The organism is Mesorhizobium ciceri biovar biserrulae (genome assembly GCF_001618845.1).
Lineage (GTDB): Bacteria > Pseudomonadota > Alphaproteobacteria > Rhizobiales > Rhizobiaceae > Mesorhizobium > Mesorhizobium ciceri.
In genome coordinates, this window is record NZ_CP015064.1 from 3,217,168 (window position 1) to 3,242,595 (window position 25,428).

A 25,428-nucleotide genomic window follows, 5' to 3' on the forward strand; every position below is an offset into this window, starting at 1 on the left:
CGGCGGTTGCAGTCTGGTGGTGCGATCCATGCGGCCGGCTAAAGCCGCATTCGTCTCCCACCGTTCTCAGGCCGCGCTTCCGCGCCGCCTCCCCTGATCGCCAAACCGGCTTCAGAGATTTCGGATCAGCCCTTTTCGACCTGCCCGAATTCCAGATCGACAGGCACGGCGCGCCCGAAGATCGAAACTTCCACCTTGAGCCGCGCCCGCTCCTCGTCCACTTCCTGGACGAAACCGTTGAACGACGCGAAGGGACCATCCGAAACGCGGATCGCTTCGCCGATCTCGAACGTGACCGAGGGCTTGGGCCGCTCGACGCCTTCCTGCACCTGGTTCAGGATGCGCTGCGCTTCCGCCTCGGTGATCGGCACCGGCTTGGAGTCACCCAGGAAGCCGGTGACCTTCGGCGTGTTCTTGACCAGCGAGAACACGGCGTCGGTCAGATTGGCCTTCAGCAGCACATAGCCCGGGAAGAACTTGCGCTCGGCATCGACCTTGCGGCCGCGGCGAACTTCGACGACCTTCTCGGTCGGAACCACGATCTGGTGGATGTCGGCAGACAGGCCCTTCTGCTTGGCCTTGTTCTCGATATCCTCGGCGACCTTCTTTTCAAAGTTCGAATAGGCGTGGACGATGTACCAGCGCGCGGTCATTTCAAGACTTCTCCGTAATCGCCGGACTTAGCGTCCGATGCCCAGAATCTGTTCGACCGCGAGGCCCATGAGCTGATCAGCGGTGAAGAAAAAGATCATCGCGATCACTGCGAAGGCCAGAACCATCACCGTCGAGATCATCGTTTCGCGCCGCGACGGCCAAGTCACCTTGGCGGTCTCCGCGCGAACCTGCTGGAGAAAGACGAAAGGATTTGTGGTTTTCGAAGCCATATGCCGCTCTGTCTTCAAGACCCGTTGGCCGGGTCTCCTGGATGATCCCGCTGGCCGGGACGTGCCGCCTGAGCGAATTTCGCGCCGAATCAGCGCAATCATTTCGCCCATGCAAATCAGACGCGTAAAGCCGGTTTCCCAGCTCCACGCGTCGCGTGTCTGTTTCGTCTACATAAAACCGATTCTTGATCCACGCAAGTGGCAAGTCTCCGCTTTATGACCAAACACCGCCTCGGAACCATCCAGTCGTTCCGTCCCGGCTATGGCGCTCTTATGCCCCAATCGACCCTATATGGCAAGCGGGTCGCCGATTTTCAAAGGCCGGACCATGGAAATATCGTTTTGAACGCCATTCCGAAACGGCGAGACATTGGGTTGAATGCCATTCAGGGAATGGCACGGGCAGCAGGGCTCGAACCTACGACCTGCGGTTTTGGAGACCGAATATCCTTTACGCATCTCTCTGTTTACAAAGCGATATATGACGCTTTTGGAATTGATGTGCAAGGATTTGTGTAACAACCCCCTGTCCTTTTCAGCTGAATTTTTGACGTTCCTGGTTCATTTTCTGCACCGTTGACGATGGGAACCTCGGAATGCCCCCGTATCTTGGGATGGAGACGGCTCCGTAGAGAGTGACAGGGCTCAATCCGTGAGGGAATGGCCGGCAACTGTGATAGTCTCATCGGTAATCGGTGGAAGGAGCTTGAATCAATGTATCGTGGACTTCTAATTCGGATTGCTAGGACAAATCGAAATCGCTTGGATTTGGTCGACCTCGCACGGAGGCAGGTGGACCATCTCGGCCCGGCTGGAATCACGGCCAAGCGCAACCAGACGAATGAGCGGTTCCTAAAGAAGGGATTTCTCCGGCTGGCGCCGTTAACTCGCACCCAGCGTCGGAAATTGATGGTCCGCATCTCAAACCTGGGCGAGCCAGCTATCAAGGTGCAACCGTTCAAAAATCCAAATCCCCTGCCTCAATGAAGGTTATTGCCGCCCCACGTTGTCCGCCAAAGCGACAAAGCCATGCCAACCGTTCTTGTGGTGCCAATATTCGCAAGACGACACGCACCGCGGCTATGACATGACGACCGTCGCATCAAATTACCTCTACTCGACCTTGCGGGAGCGGATCGTCGAGCACGTGTTCGTCGGCGACGCCCTTCGCGAGTTATGGCGGCTTGGTGTTTATGACGTCGAAGTCCTCCGATCGGAGTTCGACGCACACGGCTACGACTTGGTCATGGCCCGAGGAAAGATCGTCCGGCATATCCAGTTCAAAACCGGCACGCAGAAGAAGCCCGGCACCGTATCGCTCTCCAGAGCTTTGGCCGAAAAGCCCAGCGGATGCGCGATCTGGATACGTCTTGAACCCGACCTCTCCATGGGACCGTTCTTCTGGTTTGGTGCGGCACCCGGGCAGCCACTGGCGGCGCTGCACCATCTTCCCAACTCCCGGCGCGTGACGCCCAACAAGACCGGAGTTCGGCCGATCCGCAAGAACCATCATGAAGTCCCAGGCGCAGCGTTCGTGCCTCGCAGCACATTACGAGAAATCCTGGTCGACCTATTCGGAGACCTGGCGCCGACAGTGGTCCTGGAGGAATCGGAATGATCCCGGCCCTACGGCGCGACGCGTGACACTGTCATGAACGACTACGTCCTATTTAAAATGTGGGGACCTCACCGGCTGTCCCTAATCAAGGGGCATCAGTTTTACGTCGAACAGGCCCGCAAGCGCCTGTTGTCACAATTCGCGAACATGGAAGCCGAAGCCGAAAAGGCGTCGGAGGAGTGGCTGGAGCAAAGCAGTGACCGGTTTGACCCCGACCGGCACGATCCTAGCGAATTCTACGAGGCCGCCAACGACGCCGGCATCGAGTTCTACCAGCTCCTGAGCGACATGCGCGACCAAACCCGGCTGAGTGTGATCGCGGGAATGTTTCACGAATGGGAGAAACAGCTGCGGGACTGGCTGGTGCGCGAAATCCAGCACTGGCATCAAGGAGACACGCCAATTGCAAAAGTCTGGTCAGCGGACTTCGGCAAAATTGCCGACCTCCTCGAGAGTTTCGGCTGGAAGATCCGAAGCACGGACTACTTCAACGCCCTCGATGCGTGCCGGCTAGTGGTCAACGTCTACAAGCACGGCTCCGGAAAATCCCTGGACGACCTGAAGGCGACCTATCCTGAATATCTCGAAGATCGGCTGAGTGGTTCGGGATTGCCAAGGACTTTGGACCTAGTGGACTACACGAACCTCAAGGTAAGCGATGACCAGTTTCAGGCGTTCTCGGACGCGATTGTCGCGTTCTGGCGGGATGTTCCCGACAGCGTCGCCGGATCCGAAATATCGAAGCCCCCAGAGTGGTTTAAAAAAGCCATCATCGGCGATCGCGCCGCCCGATCATAGTTGTCCGGCTCCTCCACTATTGTGTTGAAGGTCGGAAGGCGTCGGGTTGCCCAGGCACGGCCACGTGCACTGAGGAAGCTCCCTGCCGCCAAAACAAGTAGTCGACCATCGCCAGTACTATCCGTGATACTGTAGTTCCCATATAGTGGGAGATGCATATGACCTCAGACAAACCTATTGAGCCGCCACAAGCGCATCCAGGTGGAGCTATGCTGCGCGGTGCGGCCGAAGGTGTCGCGGGGCTCATCCCTGGTGCAGACCTCGTGACCAACATTCTTCGGGTCACCCATCCGCCCAGGGAAGAGCAGGAACGAGCTCAATGGGAGAAGGACCTCTCTCAACGCACAAATGAGCATACCGCCAAGTTTGCTGAGCATAGCGCCAAGTTTGCCAGTTTGGACCGAGCTTTGCGCGACGTAGTCGGGGCGTACATCACGGCCAATACGGTCCATCGACACGCCAGCCAGGCGGGGCAGCTATCTTTCTTCCGATCGGGAATGTTGCGCTCGCTGGAAGCGATTGCAGTTGGTCGAGGCACTCAACAGGACCAGGAGCGGCTCCGGGAGCTGTTAGCAGCCACCGGGCCGGAGGTGGACGACATCATTCGAGGCCTTTCCATTGCGCGCGACAGCTTAAGCGAAGACGCTGAAACCCTTGAATTTGCGCATAGGCTTGATGAGATAATTTATGGTCCGTTCGGCAAAGTACCAATCCGTGAGCACATCGAAGAGGTCATCAGGACTGACCTGTCTGCGTCATATCTGCCCTCTCTCGCCGAACGGATTTGCAACGACATCGAGCAGTTCAACAGGGCAGTTATCGCGCTTGGGCGGTCCGCGGTCAGGGGCGAGGCTGCGTGACCAAACTCAACCCACTGCCGGACTACTCCTTACCTAGAACCGCGTTGCGCACCATTTGATGTTCGTCCGGCAGATTGCGCCCTAGGATGAACTCATTGAGCACCACGGTGGATGTCGTCGCGGGCAGTTGCCCGAACGAGTGCCCTTGCCAATCCGGCGCCAGCAGCGCGGGACGCAAGCCAACGGCAACGTGTCGTGCCCCGTGCTCTACGACGAGCGGCACTGCGACACCATGAATCTCTGCCGGGCGCCTGCATTCAAACCCCTCGAGTTCGAGCAGCCGTCGGAGATTTCGCAGCAGATTGGCCTGCACCGCGGGTGCCTTCTCCTTAGGCAGCGTGCCGTCGAGCGCGTAGCGGAGAAGCTCGGCACCGAGGTTCCGGTCAAGACGTTCCTTGAGGTACTGGTTATGATAATGCCGCAGGCAACTCTCGCATGACTGCTCGCATTTGGCGGGGCACTGCTCCAATAGCACGAGGGTCTGCTGGAGAATATCCTCAATGTTCCTTGCCGCGAGATCGGCGTAGCCGGCCCCACCGGACAAAGTATCGTAAAGGTAGACGTCGAGCAGCAGGGTGTCATCCTCCCGGTTCGGGACGATACGGAACCCGGCACCGAACTCAGAAGGATCGAGATCGATCTGTGGATGCCGGCTGGCTGCCAGCCGCAAGCCTTCGGCCACCGAGTACAGGGCGTCTTCGAGTATCCTCAACTGCAAGGGGTCGCCCGTCTCGGTGACAAGCGGCTGCCTCAGGCTGATACGCAGCAACAGCAAATCGGTTGAGAAGACGTGGCCTAGGAACACGTTTTCATAAGTACCAGCACACTGATGGCCCGGCCTCGGCTTCCCGTACGAGAACTCAATCTTGTAGGGTCGGCTGTGTGACACTTGCGGCTGCTCGTCGACCGAGGCGCGTCCGCACTGGGTGCAGATCCAGAATCCGCTGCGACCGTCCGACGTCTCCTGTCCCTTGTTGACAGTCACCAACTGGCGGTCAGTGGTGACTACGTACATGAGGTTGCGGCCGACGGGTCGCAGGCTGGGCAGATCATCCCTGCCCACAGGGACGGGAAACTGCGCGGCCGTCGCGTAGGTAATGTCCTGATCGCGATCGTCGTCCTTGAGCGCCCTGCCTTCCTCCGGCAGGAAGACCTGCGGCACCACCATGTGCGTGTGTTTCAGGTCGCTTTCGCACACCGGGCAACGCGCCCCGCCCTGTGTCACGTCATTCAAATCCGCGACAAAGCTGCAGTTCTCACAGTGCACCAACGTGTGGCGTTCCTCAAAGATCGTCTCTGCGCGATTCTCGACGTCGGGCAATGTGTTCGCGACCACCCCGCCGGAGCGATAGGTTTCCTTATTGATGACGATCAGACGGCCGGGCGCATATTCGCTCAGTGCCTTGCCAATGGACTGCTGCGGCCGTTCGACGACCTCCATCTTCCACTCGTTGTTGCGCTGAATCAGGCGCTCCACGAGGAAACTCGATAGGTCCGTGGGGAAGGCATAGCTGGGCAGCAGACCCTTGGAGAACAGGAACTCCAGCAGTTCTTGATCAGCGATGGCCTCGCGCTCGGAACGCCGGTCCTCCTCCTCCTCGCCGCCTGCGGCAACCTCACCTTCGCCTGCGGCGGTTGCTGCTGCCAGTTCAGCCCGGAAACGGGCGAGAGTCGCCAGCAAGGCTGCGGCCTCATCGCCGATCCAGGCGTCGATCGTCCGGGGGGCGACGCGGAGGTTGTCCGGCAGCCAGTTGCGTATTAAAGGGCGCAACTGGCCGGTTGGCGCAAGAAGCTCCTGACGCACCCAGATGTCGAAGCTTGCGATATCGAGCCCCGACATCGGCTCGCCGAGGAAAAAGTCCGTAGCCTTGCCAAGTGCCCGGAAGAGGGCAGACGTTCCCGCCCCGACGGATACATCGTGAGTGTCCATGTAGTTGTGGAAAAACGTTTGGAAGAGGTAGGCGACGATGTGGCGCCGCGCGATCTTCGGGTTGTCGACCTTGACGTCCGGGTTGCGGGGATCGCCCGCGACGATCTGTTCTGGGTTGTTGTAGTAGTAGCCGTCGTGAGGGCCATTCTGCGCATAGGTCAGCACGGTTGAAAGCGACGAGCCGCGGCGTCCCGCCCGGCCGGCTCGCTGCTGGTAGTTCTCCCGCTGCGGCGGCACGTTGCGCAGGCCTACCGCAACCAGGGAGCCGATATCGACACCCACTTCCATGGTCGTGGTGCAGCTCAGCACGTCTATCGGCTTGTCGGACTTCGCGATACGGACGTCCTTGAAACGAAGTTCAAATTGCTCGGTAGTCGCGTGCACCCGTGCATTGTCGCGGTTTGACAACTGGGCGGTATGTTCCTCGACCGAAATGCTGCGCAGATGCGCACCGCCTGTCAGCACACGTTCCACCGGCGCACGCCAAAAGCCCTTGCGTGCCCTTATATATTCGCTCTGGGAAGGCGTGACCGACTGGACGGATCCTGATCCACAAGCCGCGCAATGACCATGAACGGTCATCGGCAACAGCGCGGTGCAGTCGGCGCAGTGATGCCATGTCATGTCCAGGTCGATGTGAACGATGACCTTGGCGGGATCGATGAAGATCGCGCCGGTGGAGTCAGCCAGCCCCAATTCGTTCGCGAGTTCCTTCTCGACCAAACCGAGGGTAGCCAGGTCGATCTGCAGGGCGGCGGCCAGCGCGGGCCGGATTGCCTTCGGAAAATTGCCGTTGCTCCCCCACGCGTTCCTCCAGCGGCCTGCCGCCGACCCACGGACGTTGCCTTCGATGGTATGGTCAAAGGCGTAGCCGTCCGCCACATGCATCAGCCACGCGGCGGCCAGGCCGGCCATGTCTGCGGCGGGAAGCGCCGGCATCAAAGGGGCGGCCAAACTAACAAGCTTGGCCAGAGCGCGCCGGGCCGGAAAGAGGCAACCGACAGTCGTGCCGGCCAGCGAGTAATATCGGCCGCACAGTTGCTTGAGGAGAGCCATCCTGTAGCGGCTGGGCGGCGGTCCAGGGTCGAAGTCGGCCAGCAATTCCTCGAGAGGTTGGTCTGCATGGTCCTTTTGGAGGCGCCTCACCTGATCCTCGATTGTTTGCGCGTCCTCCCGGTCAAAGATTGGCAAATTGCTGTCACTCAGAACCTTGAGCACGGCGATGTAAAGACTGCGGTCAGGCCGCGGTTCGCGACCCGCCTGGAGCAGCGCCCGTGTGGCCAGCGCCAGCACTTGCCGGAAAATGTCTTGCTCTACCTCCCGCGGAATATCGCGAGCCAACCGGGCCGCCTTCTGCCGACCGTCCGAAAAGAGAAGCACCTTGCGACCGCCATTCGGATACTCGCGGGTTTCGGTCCGCGAAGCCGGTTGGCTGTCCAACTGCATCTTCACCAAGTTGGCGAACGGCGCCTCGCCCTTGGTGGCGTGGTCCATGATCGTGGATGTCTCACTGCGCAGCGTTGGTTCGCCGCATACACAGCAATTGCCAAACCTTACGCCGTTCTTGACCCAGTCCTGGTTCTGGGCGGGCAGATAGACGCGGGTAAAGCCTTCTGCCGGCCGCTCGGCGCTGTAATTAAGACGGCCGCTCCGGATGTCGAGCCAAGCGGAAACGCAGTCGAGGAAGCTCGGGTTGGGCGGTTCCATCAGCACTTCCACTTCAACCAGCGGCGGCTGGCGGCCTTCACGGAACGGCCCTGACGGTGTGCTCCAGAGGAAATCAGGTTGCGGTCCATCGGCGTAGCCCCGCAAGTAGGCGGTACCACACTCACGGTGCGTCAGGAGCTCGAAAACCCGTCCACCGCACTGGCACTGCCGGCGGTGGTGGGTATGGAGCCTGCCGAGAATCCGGCCAGGTCCCTGATGGCGTGCATGGGAACAGTTCGGATCAACGCAGGCGTATAGCCCCGGCAGACCGCGAAAGAACATGTGCAGGCGGGTGGGCAACAGGACGCGGTCGTCCGCTTTGCGGCGCGCAAAGGGCGCCAGCGCAAGCAGGGCCGCCAGAGCGCGAGTACCGTCGGGATGGCGCTCAAACAATTGCTCCTGCAGGGCATCCAGCGCCAGAGCCTTGCCGGATACAAGCTCGATGAGCCTTTCGAGCACAGGAAAGCCAGTAAGGTTGGCAAACACGTAGTCGGGCAAGTCTTCCGCCGACGTCGGTTCCGACCAGCCCATCCCAGCAGCCAATGCGGCCACCGCGTCTCGCGCAGTCTCCGGATGGGTGGCGTATTGTTCGAAAGCTGCCAAATCAAAAACCGCGAGCACATCGGTCACGCGGTCGCTAGGCTGGCCGCTGCCGTGGCGCTGTTCACGCGTACCCGTGATAACCGCGAACCCACGCCGCGATTGGCGCGGCAATCCCGTGAGATTGCGCGCGAACTCGTCGATCGCTACCTCAGCGGCTGCACCCTGCCCCAAGCTGGCGCTGGTCAGGATGAAGCGCACGCGCTCACGCGGCACGTCAAGACGTGCGAGCAGGCGTCTGATCAGCAGAGCAACCTCCGCACCACCAGCGCCCCGATACATGTGCGCCTCGTCAAGCACCAGAATCAGCTCATTGGCGCTGTCGGCGTGCAGCCACTCCTTTGTCTGCTGGAAAATGGACCGCTCGATCGGCCGCATCAGCATGTATTCGAGCATCGAGTAGTTGGTGATAAGGATATCCGGGCAAGCCTGCTGGGTTTCATCGCGAGTCATCATCTCGCGGTCGCCAGGCTGGGTGATGAGGCGGCGGTCCCAATGACGATAGCGCCGTGGTGCACCGCCTTTGGGATTGGGCTTCAGTTCCTCGTGTTGCTTGCCAAAGAACGCGGTCAGGTCCTTTGAAGGCCATTGCCCAATCTTGGTAAGGCCTGACACTGTCTCGGGTGTCGCCATCAGGGGCAGGTAAAAGCTCTCGAACAGTGGCTCGATACGCTCGCCGTCGCGCTTAGCCGAGCGCAGTCCTGGATAGGGCGATCGGCCGGTATAACTGCCAAAACGCACCGGCCGGGCGCGACCCGCCGAAACAATGGCCGATGCAACCTCGTCGCCGAACAGCCGGCGAATGCGGCCCAACTGATCATTGACGAGAGCGTTCATCGGATAGAGCAGCAAGGCACGGCAGCCCGGCAGCGCCGCCGTGGCTGGCCGGTCGCGTGCCTCTTGGGTCAGTTGGCCGATGATCGGCATCAGAAAGCTCTCGGTCTTTCCCGAGCCGGTACCGGTGGCAACGATCAGATCGGATCCTGCGAAATACCTCTCAAGGGCTTGTGCCTGATGGACGTAGGGCCGGGGAAACAAGCCGACTTTTGCCGCTGCAAGCTCAGCCAACACCCTTGCCACCGCTGGGGGCAGATCAAGTTGGTCATAGGGAGCCCCCAGTTCATAAACCGGGGTAGACTCAACAAATGGAGCCTGCGCGACCGCGCCGTCTTCCTGCAGCAGCAGCCGCCGCTCTTGGATGAGTGCCTGGTTGCGCACGTGGTACTGCGCCTCAATGTAGCCGCGCAGGCTTGAGCCCAGCCGCCCAACCGTGGCGTGTACGCCGTGCTCGCTCTGCTCGACCCCGTTGCTCACAGCGCTCCCCCTCTCAGTTTTATCCCAAGCCGCCCAAGCGCATGTGTCACGAACGGCATGGCGCGAACCGGGAAGGCCATGGAACGGACTGACCGGGGAGTTGTGCCGTCACATTCCCAGCCAAGCGCGAGAACGCGGGCCTCCTCCATGGGCAGATCCTTGGCCAGCGTAACCTGCACCAGATCATTGTCCCGCCTCGTATTTAATGTGCGTGTAGCGCGAAGCGCGTCGTCGTAGGCAAAGCGGAACCGACGCGCGTGTCCATGGTCGACCGTTGCTGCACGCCGCAGTAGTAGCCCATCGGCCGTAGGCTCGAACTCTCCGAGATAGTACGGTCGGTTGTAGAGTGACGTTGGCTTTGCCTGCGCGCGGCACAGCCGGAAAGAGACACCGGCGAGTTCAACCTCACGGGCATTTATCCAGCGGGATCGCGACTGCCGCACAGCTTGGTCCGGAGCGTATACTTCGAGGTGGTCGGCTGGCATTGTCGCCTGCTGGAGACGTGGGCGATAGATCTTGAGCGCCTTGCCCATCCAGACGCCGATGGGTTCGGTGCGACCGAGCCAATCATCGAAGCTCTGCACGACCATCTGCGTGACGCCGGCATTCGCATAGCGCATGACCCCTGCCGCGACAAAGCCGCCTGGCGGGAGAGCGCCAAGCAAGAAGGACACGCTATCCGATAGTGCAACGGCGCGCGGAGGTGTTGACTTCCAGTAGCCTCCAGGTGACCGCCAAAGGTCGCCGGTTTCCTCGAGCGCCTCCAGCACCTTGTTAGCCAGCGGGCGAGCCTCGGCAGGCGCGAGCAAGCCTCCAAGATTCGTTTCGATCATGTCGGTGAGCCGCCCTGTGAACACGCCGTGACCATCCCGCGCCCCGTCTGCATCGCACGCAGCGTGCAGGTGCGCCGCAATCAACGCGCGCCGAACCGCCTCCGGGGGGCCTTGGATCGACAAGCCGACCGTCACGCTCGCCAGCGCCTCGGAGGCGGAAAGGACACGCAGTGACAGGGCCATCTCGGTGCTACTCCCTCCTGATACCAGCAAGGTCGAGCAGGAGTTGGAGCCGTGTGTCTACATGGTCCTCGCTATCGATCCGCCCGCCATCGAGTTCGTCCTCGATGTCCTCCGCTGCCAAGCCCGACATGCGCCAAAACGGCCACAGCCAGCCATAGGAGGTGGATTGGAGCGAGGTAGGCGCATTTGAAGTACGGAAACTCTCAAGCGTGGACATGAAGGCTGTTGCAGTCCGCTCGATGCGCGGGTTGCGCAACGAACGATCCTTCCGCAAAAGCCTCAGCAATTCTTCCGTTTGGGCTTTGCCTTTGGAGAGCTGCATCGACAAGACCTTGGGATCGAGCGACGCCAGCGCGCCCGCGGAGACAGTGGCGTTGGCCTTCGGAAAGATGCTCCAGTCCAGCACATCCGCGTCGAACACCGGACCCAGTTGGAGATAGAGCGGCTGCTCTGGAAACGTCGAAACTCCGTCCGCCAGTGTTGCCACCACCAAGACGCTTGTGTCCCGGACCAGGTCCGTGATCGCATCGGCCAGCAGTTCGAAGGGTGCGTTGTTGACCCGCTCCAGCACCAACGCCCCGATCATGCCATCCTGTTTGCCAAGTGCCCCCACCACATCGGTGTCCAGCGTCGTGGCATCGACAAAACCGACCGGCACCCGCGCCCGCATCACATGCTTCCCGGCGAGCGCCATTGCCGTTACGCGGGCCAGCTCGGTCGAGAATGATCCCTTGAGAAACAGCACCCTGCCGGTCACGGCAGCGGCGAGCACTTCCTCCGCAAAGACCGCGGCGCCCGGAGACTTGAGGCCAAGCGCAGCGTAGTTCGATGTCAGCAGGGCCGCGGCCTCTGTACCCGTCGCCAGGGCCTTGATCGGATCCGGTCGTTGCGCCAGCGGCACAACCCGTAGCGATGGGGTTGACGGCACTGATGGTGCTTCGGTCTGCACCGGAGCCGGGCTGGTGTTCTGCCCCAGTTGCCCAACCCTCTCGGCGATGTCGGCAAGCTGTTGTTGCAGTTCCGCGGTGTGCTTGCCTGCCCGGTCCTCGGTGTCGCTCCAGAGCGCCTCGAGATCGGCCACGCTGCGTTCAACGGCCTTCAGGCGCCCGTCTGCCGCGTCGCTGACGCGCGCAACGGCCTGGCCATGGGTTTCGAACTCCTTCCGCACAGCCGCCAGTTCGGCAAGCACCGCTTCTAGTGCGCGCCTAGGGACGCCCTCTTCGACCACCGGGGCTGGCCGGGCCACGAGACCGGTCACGGTCTCCGCCAATCGCGCCACCTCGCCTGACAACCTCTCAACGTCGCCCTGCAGGCTTTTCAACAGTTCCTCGTGGCCCTCCAAACGTTTCGGCAGGACGGACAATGCCCGGTCTCTCTCCACCGCCACCTGCGGTTTGGCGCTGCTTACCAGCCGCTCAAGCGTATCGGTGGTTTCGAAGGGGCTAAACTGGAGAAGGCGCGCGATCGTCTCTGCAGCACAATTGTTGAGAAACGACTGTTCATGCAAACTGCGGAACAGTGCTTCAATCTCCGCTTGCGGCTGGTCCGCGACCACCTGTGGACGGTCTTTTGCTGTTGCATTCTCAATCGCGTCGAGCATCACGGCGAGACCCTCGACATCCTTCAAATGCTGTTCCGCCCACGCGCGCCACAGATAATAGTAGGCGAGGTCGGCGTGCTCCTTGTTGGCCTTGGGAGCACCGCCCTTCTTGAGAAAGTGATGGAGCAGCGCCTGCTTGCGCTTCGGGAGGCTGGCGGCACTATCCTTGCGAAAGCCGTCAACGCTAGGCAGCACCTTCAACAGTTCCCGGCTTGTCTTGCTGGTCACTTCGTTGAAGAAGGCCAGCAGTTCGCGGTCACCGAGCGCGCGTAGCCGTTTGACAGCCTGTGGCGTGGGCGACGGCTGGGTCATGTTGCGTCCCTGTTTCCGCGAATCCGGGTCAAGGCAAGACGGTGGTGAGCCTCAAGCCAACGCGGCGCAATCATGGCGCGCAATGCGGTCGAAAGCGCCTCGTCGGACTGCGACCTTGAAGCGACGCCCGCCTGCCCAGCGGCGGCGAGAACCCAACGGGCGTGCGCACGCGTGGCTGGCGGCAGGTGCCGGGTCGGCCCGTCCGGGGCCTCCCGCATTTCGAACCACCATGCGCCGAACGGACCCAAGTCCAATACCACGTCGCGTTTGGTGTCACGCAGCACGACTTGGAGTTCAGCGAGGGCTTCCGTCGTCACTGCCTCGGCAGCCGAATGGAGATCCGCGGCGGTGGTCGCGAAGACGTGCTGGGCCCAATCGACAGCCCCCGCCGGCCGTGACCGAAGACTTGGAACAAGTCCACGGGGAACATTGAGGCCAGAAAGGTCGAGCGAGCCGGCCCGCACCTGCTCAAGTAGGGGCCGTGCATCGGCCGAGCTCGCCGAAACTGAGCGTGAACCGAAGGTCAGGAGAGCTCCCCTTGCAGCTCGCACAACAGGTCTGACCAGTACCTCTGGCAATAGCCGCCCCTCGGCCTCCAGAACAGGCGGCTCGGTCGCCGGAAAGCCGCTGACCCGTATGAACTGCCATTGTCCCCGTGCGAGGGGTACGGACGCACTGTCGTCACCGCTGCGTGCGCGCAGGATTGCCTCACCATGGCCACCGCCTGCATGGATCGCCAAGGTGAGTTCGCCCTTGGTGTCCAGGACAAGGCGCGCCGATGCGTCAATGAAGTGCATGGGCGGTGCCACCACACCCCACCGACGTTTGGCCTGCTGTACCGCCAAACCGGTGGCCTGCCTGATCCACTCGGCCAGCCCTTCGTCGGCCACCTGCGGGAGCGTGACCAGCAGGCAGCTCCATTGCTTCAGGTCGGCCAGACGGGTGACTGCGAGTTGCGGCGGCACACTCGTGACGAGCTCGGCACGCTGCACGAAATAATAGGTAGCGCCCCAGTCCAGTCCGGTTGCCAACGCCTGTCGGCTGCCTCTGTTGGCCGAAAAGACCGTGCTCCGCACGGAATCCAAACCGGGTATCCGCTCCTGTACGGCGACGCCAAAGGCGTTGTCCACGTCCCCGCTGACCCAAGCCACGCGGAACGCCGGGGAGTCGGGGTTAACCGCGTAGGCCTGCGCTCCAACATGCAGCCGGGCACAGGCTACTTCGACCCGGAACGCGTCGCCACCGCCGTCGAAGGTCAACCTGCCTCTCGGGGTGGGCGCGCGCGGAATCTGCACCTCAAGGCCCCAACGGGCCGATACCCTGCCGACCGGCGGCTGCACATGCAGAGTAAGGGCAAGGGGCAACTGAGGTGTCGCGGGCTCTGGCCGCGTCTGCACCGCCGGCTCCGCTCCTGGTCCCTGCCATCCCTCGGACGCGTGATAAAGGTAGCACTCCGGTCGCGCGGCACCCGAGAGGTGAGCGAAGTACGCATCACGGTAAGAGCCTTGCCGGGGACTAACACGTGCATCACACGCAGGACAGGCGTAACGGCGGTGCCGCTGCGCCAGCGCGGCCCCTACCCGCTGCCCGCTCGCAACGTCAATGGCGGAATACATTCCCTCAGCCTCTTCGACGGGCAGGTGGCGCCGCCTGTTCCTTCAACTCGGCAAGGCTACCGGCAACGGCGCCGCTCACAAGCTCTGGCACGCGGTCTTTGCGCCAATTGCGAAAAGCCGGCTCACGGACGCCGCGCGGGACCATCCACCGGCTTACGGCCAGCGCCGATACCTCGGCGACGCTCAATAGGTTGCTGTAGTCAGGATCGGCCCCGCTCCCGCCGAGGATGTCGACCGCGTTGGTTGCCAGGCTGCACAGAAATACTTGCCGCTGAATGCCGTGTTTTAGCAGCGAGTCTTTGAAGCCCAGCCGCGTCAGCGCCGCCTTGATGGTGCGCAGCCGCCAGTTCGGTCCCTTGCCGTACGCGTGGTGATCGGCATAGTCGTGGCTGAGTTCCCGGAGATAGGCCCGCAGTTTCTCGAACAGGGCGTCCGTAATATGGAAGTGCCCCCAGCCGATGGTGTAACCCACCGGCTGGAAGTACCGCGTGCCGCCAAGGGTCAATCGATTATAGACCGACGAACGCCCCATCGATGAGCTGGTTGTGACCATCAGCAGGCTGGCGTGCTTGGCGGCTCCCGAAATGATGCCGACGGACTCGCCGTAAGTGTCCTTGAAGTCCCGCACCACTTCCTGCGTCCGCACGAGTGCAGCCACAGCCTTGCCGCCGAGCAGGAACGAGTACGGCGGCACAGCACCCAGCACATAAGCGTCCAGCAGGTGCACCAGCCGCAGCGAACGGTCAGCGGAGTTCCAACCGATCAACTTGTCGCGTACCGACAGATTGAAAACAGGGTCGCCCAAAGCGATGATCCCCGCCAGACGGTCGTGACCCTCGTCCCACACCAGGTAGCGCAGGCGGCGGCCAAACCCCGCCGATACAGGTACTGACCAGGTTAGCGTAGCCAGCCGAAACAGGTCGGCATCCTTGGTATCGCTGCGCACTCGCCGAAGCGCCAACCTGATGTTGGCAGGTTCAATCTCGTCGCCGTCTGCAAAATGCGGCAGGAGTTCCTCGGCACATCGGGCAAGGAACGCTGTGTTCGCCTCAAGCTTGTCGCTACGCTGCTCCCCATGGAGCTGTCGCACCGCCTCTTTGTCTTGCCCCGGCGGCAACAGCAAGCCGTTCTTACCCTTTTTGAACCCAAGGCGCTTGAGATGCTGGCGGACCGAACGTTTCAGTTGCGCTTCCGGCGTCGGAAACTTAACTAGTATACCCCTGCCCATCGGCACTGTTCCCCCAATCCCTCTGGTTGTTCCAGATTGTTGTTTGCAATCGACAATCAATCAACAGGCTAAACGTAACAACTGCCTAGAAGGCAGGCAGTCGCAGCAACTTGATACCCGTATAAGACTGAGATTCGCCATCGCTGTCGATCCTTCAATCCTAATCGCCAACGACCACAGCCCAGGATTCTTCAGGAAGAACATCCGCAACCGCAGCATGCGCCGTGCTAATGGGGCGACCCTCTACATGCTGAGTTTGCCGCCCCCCCCGGCTGCCGGCCTGCTTGGGTGACATGGGCTTGGTAGACAGAAGAACTGGAAGCAGCCGCCGCTCACGCGGAGGCTGCTTCGGAGGCGCTGAAGCGCGACAGATAGTCTGCGGCGCGCTGCGCGTGCGCGGCGGCGGCGAAGATCGCCCGCTTGTCGTCCTTCAGCACGGACAGCCAGTGGCCGATATAGGCGGCATGGTCGTCGCGATCCTCGAGGCGCAGCCCCAGGTCGGCGCAAAGGAACGCGGCGCCGAGCTCGGCCACAAGCTCCTCTCGAGCATAGCCGTCATCTCCGAACCGCTTGCGACCGAGATCACGGTCAAGGCGCGTAGCGTGCCGGGTCCAGTGGGTGGCCTCGTGGGCAAGCGTGGCGTAGTAGGCTTGCGCATCCCGGAAGGCTTCGAAGGCAGGCATCTGGATAACGTCGAGAGCCGGGCTGTAATAGGCGCAGTCACCGCCATGACGGATGTCGGCGCGCGTCGCAGCGAAGAAGGCTTCGGCATGAGCGATGCGCTCCTCCGGGTTGCGGACATTTTCGGCGGGGGCATAGAAGTGAGCCGGGAGACCGTCGACCTGCTCGACATTGAAGACCGTGTAGGCCTTCAGGAACGGGATGAAGCGGTCGGACTCATCGCCGGTAGCCTCGTCGGTCTCGGTGCGCCGCAGGGTGTCGGCATACACGACTGGAGAGCCTTTCTCGCCCTTGCGGACACGGCCGCCCAGTTCGATGGCCTGCTTGAAGGTCATCCAGATCGGCGCGGCGTAATGCGCGGTCATCGCGGACGCCCAGAGCGTCAGGATGTTGATGCCGGCGTAAGGCTGGCCATTATGGCGCAGGGGCCGGGAGACGTGACCGGCGGCATGGGCGGCGCTCCAGGGCTGCGTCCAGGGTTTGACGCCCTGCTCAAGGGCTTCGATGATTTGGTTGGTGATGCGGCTGTAGACATCCTGCCGCAGGGTTTCGTTGGTGTCCGTCATGACCTTGCTCCTTTTGCGTCGGGTTTTTCTCAAGACGCGGAGAAGCAGGGCCGGGCGATTGAGCCGGCCGGTCAGGCCCTAACACGGTCCCGCCCCTTCGGCGGGAGTGGTGCGGGCGGGGTTTGACCGGGGGGCGCGCCCGGCCGAACGATCGCGGCAAAGATTGAGGAAAGCCCGTCGCAATGAGCATGGATGGAACGCCGGAAAGCCAAACCCCGCGGCATTGGCGAAAGTCGACAGGAAGACCCTGCAAAGGCAGGCAGCACGCGAGTCACCGCAAATGGACGTCGCTGTGCGAGACCAACTTTACCACGGCCCTTTTCAAGGTACGGGGCCATGGCTGGCCTGTGCGACTGGGAAAACGACGATCGGGGCGAGAGCACCGCGACCGGCCTTGCGTCAGTTGCACCCCGATACGAGGATCACCGGAGAGAGGATCGCATGGGGCGGGAGAATGCCTAAAACAGTCCGGTGGCCGTCCGCCACGCCGAGCCCTTGCGACGCCCTTCCGAGTATGACCGGGATGCAACGCCACCACGATCCAACGGCGTTAACTGGAACAAGAGGTGCGGCGGCCATATTGACAGCTGTGATAGAGTAAATGCGACCATGACCAAAAGCACCCTCGCCTATATCAATCCGGCCATCCTGCGATGGGTCCGGGAACAGGCCCGCCTCAGCCCCGAGGCGGCGGCCGAAGGCATTGGCATATCCGCCGACAAGCTGCAGGCCTGCGAGGCGGGCGACAAGCACCTGACCTTCCCGCAGTTTCTGGCCGCGGCGAATTTCTACAAGCGCGCACCCGCAATCTTCTATCTGAATGAGCCTCCGGTCGGATTTCTGCCGATTCAGGATTTCCGGCGCCTCCGCGAGACGCCGGAGGACGCCTTCAAGTCCGGCCTGGAATGGGCAATCCGGCAGGCCAGGGAAAGGCGGGAATTGGCGCTCGAGCTCCGCAATGATTTGGGCGAGCCGGTTCAGCCGTTCAAACTGCAGGCCTCCGTCAAAGACAACGTGGAGACCGTTGGGGCGGCAATCCGGACTTATCTTGGCATCACGCAAGCCGACCAGCAGACCTGGCGCGCCAAGGCGTTCGATAACTGGCGCACCGCCATTGAAACCAAGGACGTGCTGGTCTTCATGGTGCCGCGCTTGGCATTGGCCGAAATGCGCGGCGTGGCGGTCGCGGAACCCAAACTGCCGATCATCCTCATCAATTCCAAGGATCGCACCAACGGGCGCACTTTCACCCTGTTGCACGAATTCTGCCATCTGGTCGTCAGGGCCAGCGGTATCAGCGGTCTCGACTTCGTCGCACCCGAGCCCGCCAGCGCCCTCGTCGAGCAATTCTGCAATGCTGTCGCCGGCGCCGCCCTGGTTCCGAGCGACTGGCTGCTAAGCGAGCACCTGGTACGCTCCAAGGGCCAGGTGAAGACCTGGGACGACGATGAGCTGGCCGCGCTGGCCGGCCGCTTCGGCGTCAGCCGCGAAGTGATTTTGCGCCGGTTGCTGGGCCTCGGCCGCACCACACAGGCATTCTACGAAAGCCGCCGGGCGAGCTTCCAGGCCGAGTATGACGCCTTGGCCGATAAAAAGAGCAGCGGAGGTCCCGAGCGTCATCTGGTCGTGCTCAGCCAGCTAGGTCGCGGCTTTACCCGTCTGGTGTTGCAGGGCTACTACGATCGCCAGTTGACGCTGCGCGATGTGGCAAGCCACCTCAACATGCAGGTGACTGCCGTTCCGAACATCGAACGCGCCGCCTTCGGCCTTGCAGGGTAGCCGCTACGTGGCGACGATATATTGCATCGACACATCGGCCCTGATCGCCGCCTGGTACGAACGTTACAAGCCCAAGCGCTTCCCGAAACTGTGGGACGAGTTTGACAAGCTGATAGGTCAGGGCCGTCTGGTTTCGTCTCTTCTGGTCCAGGCAGAATGCGAGAAACGCTCGCCGGAGCTGCATGACTGGCTGAAAGAGCGCGCAGACATGTTTGTCGCGCCCGACCAGGCGATCCAGCAGCGCGTGCAGCATGTGTTGAACACCTACAAAGGCTTGGTCGCCGCCGGCAAAGAGAAGTTTGCCGCCGATAGCTTTGTCATTGCCACGTCTGAGGTCTTGGGCCACACGCTCATCACCGAGGAAACCGGCGTGGACAGCTTACGCAAGATCCCCGGCGTCTGTAACGCCATGAAAATACCCTGCATCAACCTGATGCAGCTGTTCGACGCCGAAGATTGGACCGTCGGCTAGCTAGTTGAAATGCCAAGATAACTCTCTCTATGGAAGGCGTATTACCCGGCGCAGAGGTCCCAACAACGAAGGATCGTCAATCCAGGTGCGAGAGCGCTCTATCGACCCATTGACCGACCTCAGGGCGTCACGCACCCAGCGTGTCTAGGCTGCTCGGTCATGTGGCGCTGATGCTTTTGGCGCCAGCTACTGCAATCGACAACGGCACTTCGGACACGCCATCGTCGCAGCCCGATTTCCTGTTCTCATTTATCCGGGTGGGCCAGGCTCACCCGTTGATCAACATACGCCGTCGCAAGCGTGAGCCTTTCGAAAAGGTCTCCCTTGCGCGGACCATAAATCTTCGCAAGCCGCGCACCATCGTCCCCGGTTATCCCAGCTATCTTCTCTTTATCTCGAAAGTACTCTTCCGCAACTGCTTGGCGCATTGCCAAGAGATCAACTTCACCGAGAAACTGATAAGTTTACGCCAAGAGACCACCTCATCGCCGTACGGATTACATTGCGTTGCACCAATAACTGACCGAAACATCTGAACAATCTTGATATCGTACAATCATAAACGACGTCGTGATTGAATGCCGATACTGAAGAATTAGGTTGCCACCTTTTTCTTTGTCTATTTTGTTCTTCGGTCTCGGGCATTGATCCGATGCGACCCAAAGCATATTAAACATATATAATTTTAATGCTCGGGCGCTGGTGCTATTCTCTCCTTTATCCTTCGCAGCGATGCTTGCATCTCCGGCGACGTCGGGGTTATGGCAATCACGGGTTGTTAAGTCAAGCTTGTCCTGAACAAGAGAATGTGAGAGTTGTGTGCCGCCCAAATTGTTGGCATGGCATTACTGTTATCGGTAAAAAACAACGGAGAATGAAGCAGTATTACAATTGCGTTTCACACATGAATTAGTTATTTTTTTCGATTCCGTGCCGGGCGGCCAAAGGGGGGTTATTGATAATGGTTGAATCGATTGAAATGACACTGGAGATATGGGCCTCGGCACTTCGGGAGGTGAAGTCTCGGATCAAGGGGCTTTTCCCTCAGGAACGCGTGGCGATCTCGGCCGGTCTGTTCCTTGAAGGCCTGCTCCGGGACGCGCATCGCAAAACCGGGTGGATGCGCGCCGAGGCTGCGGGTGACCCGGGGCCGTGGCGCCAACAGGCCATTCTCGGAAGGGGCAGGTGGGACGCAGACGCACTGCGTGACATCGTGCGCGAATATGCACTCGAAACGCTGGCTGACGCCGAAGCGGTCCTCGTGATCGATGAGATGGGTTTCGTCAAGCAAGGCAAGACGTCCTGTGGGGTCGCGCGGCAGGTCAATGCCTCGATGGGCAAGATGGCCAATTGCCAGATCGGCGTGTTCGCCGCCTATGCATCAAGGCACGGGCATGCTTTCGTTGATCGCGTACTGTATCTACCGAGGGCCTGGACGGAAGACCCTGCCCGCCTGGCGCGGGCCCACGTGCCTGCGGGCACGACTTTCGCGACAAAGTCCCGCCTGGCTCTTGATATGATCGCGCGCATCGTCGCAGCCGACGTACCCTTCAGCTGGGTAGCCGTTGACCTGGTCTACAGTGGCGTCGACATCGAGATGGCCCTGCGACGCTGGTGCAAGGGATACGTCCTCGCCGTTAGCGCAAACCATCATTTCGCTTTCCGAAATCGCTCTTTCCCGGAAGGAGGGACGGCCGAAGATGTCGCACGGAACCTCGCCCCCTCCGTTTGGCGGAGCTTGCCCTCAGGAGAGGCCCTCCAGGGCTCTGAATCCTGGGCTTACTGCCCGTTCAAAGACTTGGACGTCGCGGAATACGACAAAACCCGCACTGGGCTCTGGACCCCAGGGCTCTTGATCCGACGCGACGCGACCAAGGCTCTTTGCTACTTTTCAACATGGTCTCCAGCGGGCACCGAGATCGAAACGCTAATTGCAGTCGAGCAATGTTGCAGGATTGTCGAGGAAGGCCTTCGCGCGGCGAAGAACGAACTGGGCCTCGACCATAACGAAACCCGTTCCTGGCACGGGTGGCATCGCCACGTCTCGCTGGTCATGCTCGCATTCGCGATGGTGTCGACCGTGCGTCTCAGGGCGAGCAATCAGCCCCCGGGAGTGGTCAGTAACCTCAAGGGGACTGGTTGCCAACTCGAACGCTTGCCGAGGACCTTCAGGAAGCCGAAACCGGGATCGCTCAGCGCCGCAGCCACTCTCCCATGGCAAGATCAGTCCGGCGAAGGTGGCCGCAAGCCCTCGCCGCGCAAAACGCAATAGTAGCGTGAGGTTCCCATCATGAAATTGTCCGTGAAAACGAGATGCTCCCGTCTTCCGAACCAAGGCCGGCAAGGCCGCCGGATTCGCTTGGATTGGGAGAAATGAGATGGTCATGCGACAAAATGCCGTCATCGGTAACGGTATGTCGATCGAGACATCCGACCTGAGCAAGGGCGTAACCAGGAGCTCTCAGAGGGTCGATTTCCCGGTTGGAGCGAGTCTCAGTTGTCTTCGAGGGGAAACCGTTCGGAAGCCGGGATTCCAGTGAAAAAGTCCAGCAACTTACAGAATTTGCAGTTTGCCCAGGCGATGTTGAGAGAAATGCGTCAGACAGCACAGGCCGACGGTGAGAGCTTGCTGACCTACTTGCTCGAGATGGCTTACCTCGAAGCCAGTGATCGAGTTAGGGCAACTTGGGCCTCAAGAGGCAACAATGCCAAACCTGACACCTAGGATGGCAATAGAGCCTGCGGGATCTAGGCCCTGCTCTGACTTGGGCAAGCCTTCGTGGAGAGGTCAGGCTCAACCCTAAATCACTCGTACTCGATGACAACAAGATGCCATCACTTTCGATGGTTACAATGAGACCCAGCGGGAAAACGCAGTTAACGCCTTCAGAGACGACGAATTCAATTTGCGCGGCGCAAGTGGACCTTCAACAGCTCTCAAATAGGAAGGCTTACAGAAAGCAAGGAGTATGCCTATGACCGACGACAATACCGAACGCACGAGCGCAGATGACAACAATACTGAACAGACAGGCGTAAATGAGGAGAATATTGAGAACATAAACGTGGATGAGGAGGATACCGAGCAGCGGGGCGTAGATTTGCTGGCCCTTACGGCAGATATTGTGGCAGCATACGTCCAGAAGAATGCGACCCCCGTTGCCGACCTTCCGGACTTGATCTCTAGCGTCAATTCCGCGTTGAGAGGCATTGTGCGACCACCTGTCCCAGCAGAATCTGAGCTCGTTCCGGCGGTCAATCGCAAGCGGTCCGTGTTTCCCGACTATATCATCTGCTTAGAGGACGGAAGAAAACTCAAGTCCCTCAAACGACATCTCAGAGCGCATTTCGGCCTGACACCCGACGAATATCGAGCAAGATGGGGACTTGCCGCTGACTACCCGATGGTGGCGCCCAATTATGCTGCCCGGCGGTCGCTCCTTGCGAAGTCCGCTGGTCTCGGACGCAAGCCGGCCGTCAACACGGCAGGGTGAAAGTCTCCGCTCGCTCGCGGCTTCTGGACTTTTGGCTTTGAGAAACGCATCCTCCCCTTGGGAGAGATGGCGATGGGGAATGCGGTTCAGCTATGGCGCAAACGGCGCACACCGTGGTGGCGCACGCTTCTCAAAGCCCGCTTTGCAATCGTTCTTGCGCTGCTTGCAATCTCGTCTGCAGCCTATGTCGCGGCTGACAACCGGCCGCGACTCCCAACTGTTCACTCTTATGGCACGTCATCGATCACAGGGCGCAAGGTAGGTTGTGACATCAAGGGAAACATCAACGAGCGCGGCGAGCATATTTATCACGTGCCGGGCCAGGAATATTACCTGGCCACCCGGATAAACCCTGCGCGTGGGGAGCGCTGGTTCTGCTCCGAATGGGAAGCATGGTGGGCCGGCTGGCGAAAGGCTAAGGTATGAAGAAGCCTGGAACATCCTTTACCGCGGAGGAAATCGCGGCCGAGTTGGAGCGCCGCCGCAACGCTCAGAGCCAGATCGAACATGATCGGGCGCGGACAGCCCAACGTCTCCGTGAGTCCCGGAACGATATGCAGTGTATCCACGCAGGGATTTTGGAGCGTTGAATCCTCCGCCGCTGACGTCGGACTATGCGACGAATGCCTTCATAGGGACTAGCGCCAGGGGAAGCTTGCGTGCACTGCCTTCTCAAGCGTCTAGTGGCCGGGCTGATTGTAGGCGTCGCACCACAGTTTCAGCATGGAGATATCGACGATGTGTTCGTTGGGACGAATGTTGCTCGTAAAAATCGGCAGATTGGCGCCCTTGTTGGATATGACCTCATCAAGGTGATCAAACAGCCCCTTGATTTTCCTGATCATCTCCAGCGCTTGCGCACGCGGGTCTCTGCCATGTTCGTCCAGCGTGCGACGCTCATTGCTTACAAACTGAGTGAAGAGGAGGAACAAGCCGGTGTCCAGACCGACGAATTGTGCAATGGCCCGCAATTGATAGAACGACAAATTGATGCGACCGCCGGCGTCGATGTCGTCGAGCATCGTCGCAATAGTTTCTTTCGTGGACGGTCTTTTGCGGATGCCAGGATAATGCGACGCGACCTTTTCGAAGACCTCTACGAAATCCGTTTTCTCACAAAATGACTCCGGGTCGAGGATCTCGTCTCCAACCTGTTGGCCGGTGTGGAGCGCATTCCAATTGACGTAAATGGCCCGGACCGTCGAAGAAATCCCGTTCGGGAATCTCTTGTCTGCAGCGCCATCTGGCCGATGATTGATCCGCCCCTCATTCCGCTTTGCACGGACTCGCGCTTTCCCCGACATAGTGACCGCCTGAACATTTCCCTCAAAAAGGCGGCCCAAGCTTTACACTTGGGCCGCCTTCTCGATCGCTATTGACACTTATGGTGAACGAAGGCCTATTAGAGGCACTCGTTTAGGTTCGGAATCCGTCTGGGGAGGGTAGCAGCCCTATCCCAGAAGGCGAATCAAAGCGGGTGTGACAACCTCAAACGCAAGGAGTTCCTATGCGCAGCCTTGATCCACTTGCCGGATCCCGACTCGGATCTGCCCAATCGGGCAAAAAACTCAAATCGGATGTTTCTTCTTCCCAATTCCGATCTCGGGAATTAAGTCAGTTCGAGGGGAACCTGACACCGTCAGCCCCGTATGTCAACGATCCTTCGGCAAATAATTCCTGTTCGGCAAATCAGCAACGTTGGCGTGACTATAGCCAAGGCTTTCAATGCTTTGGACCGATGCTGACGGTGAACGCCATCCTGGCTGCCGGCGATCGATCGGCGTTGCGTGCTTATGCCCTCACGGAGCGCACCGCACTCATCCGTTTCGCTGGCTATGCGGCCAACTTCCTTTCGATGCCTCACGCTGAGCTCGGAAGAGCCGGCAACGTCTGCCCTTACGTCCCGGATGCGGTCGAAAATGACCTGTTCCGCCTCACGGCCACACTTGAGACGGAAGCTGAAAGGGTTGAGGCGGCGATGGACAAGATGAGGGACGTCTTCGCCGAGATGGAGCCAGTTGACGGCCGGAATATGATGCTGAAAACGATCGTCGTCGTTTTCCCGGACGTGCCGGCACAAGACAGCAAGGAGAAGATCGGCGCGCTGCAGAAGCGGCTCAAGCCCAGTTACATCAAGGAGGGATTCATGATCGGGGAATTCTTTCCGAACTGCCCTGAGCCCGGACTGCACAATCCGCACTTTCGGCCCTTGGATACGCCCGTTCCTGCCTTGGCCGTCAGGTACATCACCAAGTTCGATGCGCCCTTCATGCTGGGAGACCCCAGCTATGAGGCCGGCTATCTCGAACGGTTCGGTGACGAGGGCCGGCGGCGGCTCGAACGCGTGAAGGCAAGCCGGGCGACTTGCCCGTTCGGTCACAGGGCCTGAGTACAGGCCTCCGCGGCTCCTACCGGAATCGCGGAGGCCATTCATAAAGTAAGGTCAACCATGCATAAGCTCGTCTCCCAAGGCCTCGCCGCCTCAAACGCGTCCTGGAAAGTCTGGGATCATGCCAAGCTGGGCAAAGCCATTAGTAATCCATCAGAGTTTGCAGCGGCAATTGGCGCCGACTTAGATCGGATCGCAAAGACCGTCCTGCTCGCTGACCGCAGAAGTTCCGGCGACGAGCGGCGCGCTTGCCCCGAGCGTCACCTGGGAGCAGTTTGCCTCCCCATCGCATCAAAAATCGATTTTCAGTCCGTCGCCCTCAAGTTCGGATGGAACGCTTGCGAGCTTGCGAAGCCGGACCAACTGATGGCGATTGTTGGCTACCCGCCGAAAGGCGTGTCGCCGATTGGGTTGGCTCCTATCCGTTTGATCATCGACGAGGGCCTGATGAAACACCGCTCTGTGATCGTTGGCGCCGGTGCTGTCGGCATCGAAGTGGAACTTGACCCATTGGCGCTGGCAGCCCTCACCGGCGCCCTCGTCAGCAGGATCCAGCTGTAGAGC

19 protein-coding genes and 2 pseudogenes are annotated in these 25,428 nt (G+C 60.4%); 11 read left to right on the forward strand and 10 right to left on the reverse strand.

All coding sequences use genetic code 11. The features are described from left to right. Positions 1-125: 125 nt before the first annotated feature. Both nusG and secE read right to left on the reverse strand, forming a co-directional pair. The gene (gene nusG, locus A4R29_RS14975) at positions 126-653 is read right to left on the reverse strand and encodes a transcription termination/antitermination protein NusG (protein ID WP_013531409.1); all 528 of its coding nucleotides are present in this window, start codon (positions 651-653) and stop codon (positions 126-128) included. 27 nt (positions 654-680) lie between these two features. Then, entirely contained in the window at positions 681-884 is a 204-nt protein-coding gene (gene secE / locus A4R29_RS14980; RefSeq protein WP_013531408.1) for a preprotein translocase subunit SecE, read from the reverse strand. A gap of 1,087 nt (positions 885-1,971) precedes the next feature. On the opposite strand from secE, the gene A4R29_RS14990 reads away from it, so the two are divergent. From A4R29_RS14990 to A4R29_RS15000, 3 genes are all read left to right on the forward strand, one after another. Beyond that, the gene (locus tag A4R29_RS14990; protein WP_063172210.1) at positions 1,972-2,502 is read left to right on the forward strand and encodes a hypothetical protein; all 531 of its coding nucleotides are present in this window, start codon (positions 1,972-1,974) and stop codon (positions 2,500-2,502) included. Between the two features lie 33 nt (positions 2,503-2,535). After that, positions 2,536-3,300, forward strand: a complete 765-nt coding sequence (locus A4R29_RS14995; RefSeq protein ID WP_063172211.1) for a hypothetical protein — start codon at positions 2,536-2,538, stop codon at positions 3,298-3,300. Positions 3,301-3,458: 158 nt separating this feature from the next. After that, complete coding sequence (locus A4R29_RS15000) at positions 3,459-4,160, forward strand: hypothetical protein (RefSeq protein ID WP_145923757.1); 702 nt, start codon at positions 3,459-3,461, stop codon at positions 4,158-4,160. A 22-nt stretch (positions 4,161-4,182) separates the two neighbouring features. On the opposite strand, the gene A4R29_RS15005 is transcribed toward A4R29_RS15000, so the two are convergent. The 7 genes and pseudogenes from A4R29_RS15005 to A4R29_RS15030 all read right to left on the reverse strand — a co-directional run bounded on the left by A4R29_RS15005 (position 4,183) and on the right by A4R29_RS15030 (position 16,730). Then, positions 4,183-9,711, reverse strand: coding sequence for a DEAD/DEAH box helicase (locus A4R29_RS15005; protein WP_063172213.1), 5,529 nt, complete (start codon positions 9,709-9,711; stop codon positions 4,183-4,185). After that, positions 9,708-10,727 (reverse strand): hypothetical protein, encoded by a 1,020-nt coding sequence (locus A4R29_RS15010; RefSeq protein ID WP_063172214.1) that lies wholly within the window; start codon positions 10,725-10,727, stop codon positions 9,708-9,710. Before A4R29_RS15010 ends, A4R29_RS15005 begins: the two co-directional genes overlap by 4 nt. Positions 10,728-10,734: 7 nt before the next feature. Continuing rightward, a complete protein-coding gene (locus A4R29_RS15015; RefSeq protein ID WP_063172215.1) occupies positions 10,735-12,639 on the reverse strand; it encodes a hypothetical protein in 1,905 nt (634 codons plus the stop codon). Beyond that, complete coding sequence (locus A4R29_RS15020) at positions 12,636-13,898, reverse strand: hypothetical protein (protein WP_063172216.1); 1,263 nt, start codon at positions 13,896-13,898, stop codon at positions 12,636-12,638. Before A4R29_RS15020 ends, A4R29_RS15015 begins: the two co-directional genes overlap by 4 nt. Before the next feature lie 222 nt (positions 13,899-14,120). Further along, a pseudogene (locus A4R29_RS35705) lies at positions 14,121-14,255 on the reverse strand (hypothetical protein); the annotation flags it as partial. A 4-nt stretch (positions 14,256-14,259) separates the two neighbouring features. Then, positions 14,260-15,483, reverse strand: coding sequence for a Druantia anti-phage system protein DruA (locus A4R29_RS15025; RefSeq protein WP_063172217.1), 1,224 nt, complete (start codon positions 15,481-15,483; stop codon positions 14,260-14,262). 332 nt (positions 15,484-15,815) lie between these two features. Continuing rightward, entirely contained in the window at positions 15,816-16,730 is a 915-nt protein-coding gene (locus A4R29_RS15030) for an ArdC family protein (RefSeq protein ID WP_082827406.1), read from the reverse strand. Between the two features lie 609 nt (positions 16,731-17,339). Here A4R29_RS15030 and A4R29_RS15035 point away from each other — a divergent pair. From A4R29_RS15035 to A4R29_RS33120, 6 genes and pseudogenes are all read left to right on the forward strand, one after another. Then, positions 17,340-18,509: an ImmA/IrrE family metallo-endopeptidase gene (locus A4R29_RS15035; protein WP_063172218.1), complete on the forward strand. Its 1,170-nt coding sequence runs from the start codon at positions 17,340-17,342 to the stop codon at positions 18,507-18,509. Between the two features lie 7 nt (positions 18,510-18,516). Next, complete coding sequence (locus tag A4R29_RS15040) at positions 18,517-18,981, forward strand: DUF4411 family protein (protein WP_063172219.1); 465 nt, start codon at positions 18,517-18,519, stop codon at positions 18,979-18,981. Between the two features lie 161 nt (positions 18,982-19,142). Then, complete coding sequence (locus tag A4R29_RS34135; protein WP_145923758.1) at positions 19,143-19,517, forward strand: hypothetical protein; 375 nt, start codon at positions 19,143-19,145, stop codon at positions 19,515-19,517. A gap of 425 nt (positions 19,518-19,942) precedes the next feature. Further along, positions 19,943-21,091 (forward strand): annotated as a pseudogene (locus A4R29_RS15050) (IS701 family transposase); the annotation flags it as partial. Between the two features lie 865 nt (positions 21,092-21,956). Further along, on the forward strand, positions 21,957-22,475 hold the full coding sequence (locus A4R29_RS15060) for a Ros/MucR family transcriptional regulator (protein WP_082827407.1): 519 nt from the start codon (positions 21,957-21,959) through the stop codon (positions 22,473-22,475). A gap of 72 nt (positions 22,476-22,547) precedes the next feature. Then, a complete protein-coding gene (locus A4R29_RS33120) occupies positions 22,548-22,901 on the forward strand; it encodes a sunset domain-containing protein (RefSeq protein ID WP_082827569.1) in 354 nt (117 codons plus the stop codon). A 254-nt stretch (positions 22,902-23,155) separates the two neighbouring features. On the opposite strand, the gene A4R29_RS15065 is transcribed toward A4R29_RS33120, so the two are convergent. After that, positions 23,156-23,779, reverse strand: a complete 624-nt coding sequence (locus tag A4R29_RS15065) for a hypothetical protein (RefSeq protein ID WP_063172223.1) — start codon at positions 23,777-23,779, stop codon at positions 23,156-23,158. A gap of 203 nt (positions 23,780-23,982) precedes the next feature. Here A4R29_RS15065 and A4R29_RS15070 point away from each other — a divergent pair, with 203 nt between their 5' ends. Both A4R29_RS15070 and A4R29_RS15075 read left to right on the forward strand, forming a co-directional pair. Then, a complete protein-coding gene (locus A4R29_RS15070; RefSeq protein ID WP_145923760.1) occupies positions 23,983-24,864 on the forward strand; it encodes a DUF6875 domain-containing protein in 882 nt (293 codons plus the stop codon). Positions 24,865-24,924: 60 nt separating this feature from the next. Beyond that, a complete protein-coding gene (locus tag A4R29_RS15075) occupies positions 24,925-25,425 on the forward strand; it encodes an aminoacyl-tRNA deacylase (RefSeq protein WP_063172225.1) in 501 nt (166 codons plus the stop codon). The last annotated feature ends 3 nt before the right edge of the window (positions 25,426-25,428 follow it).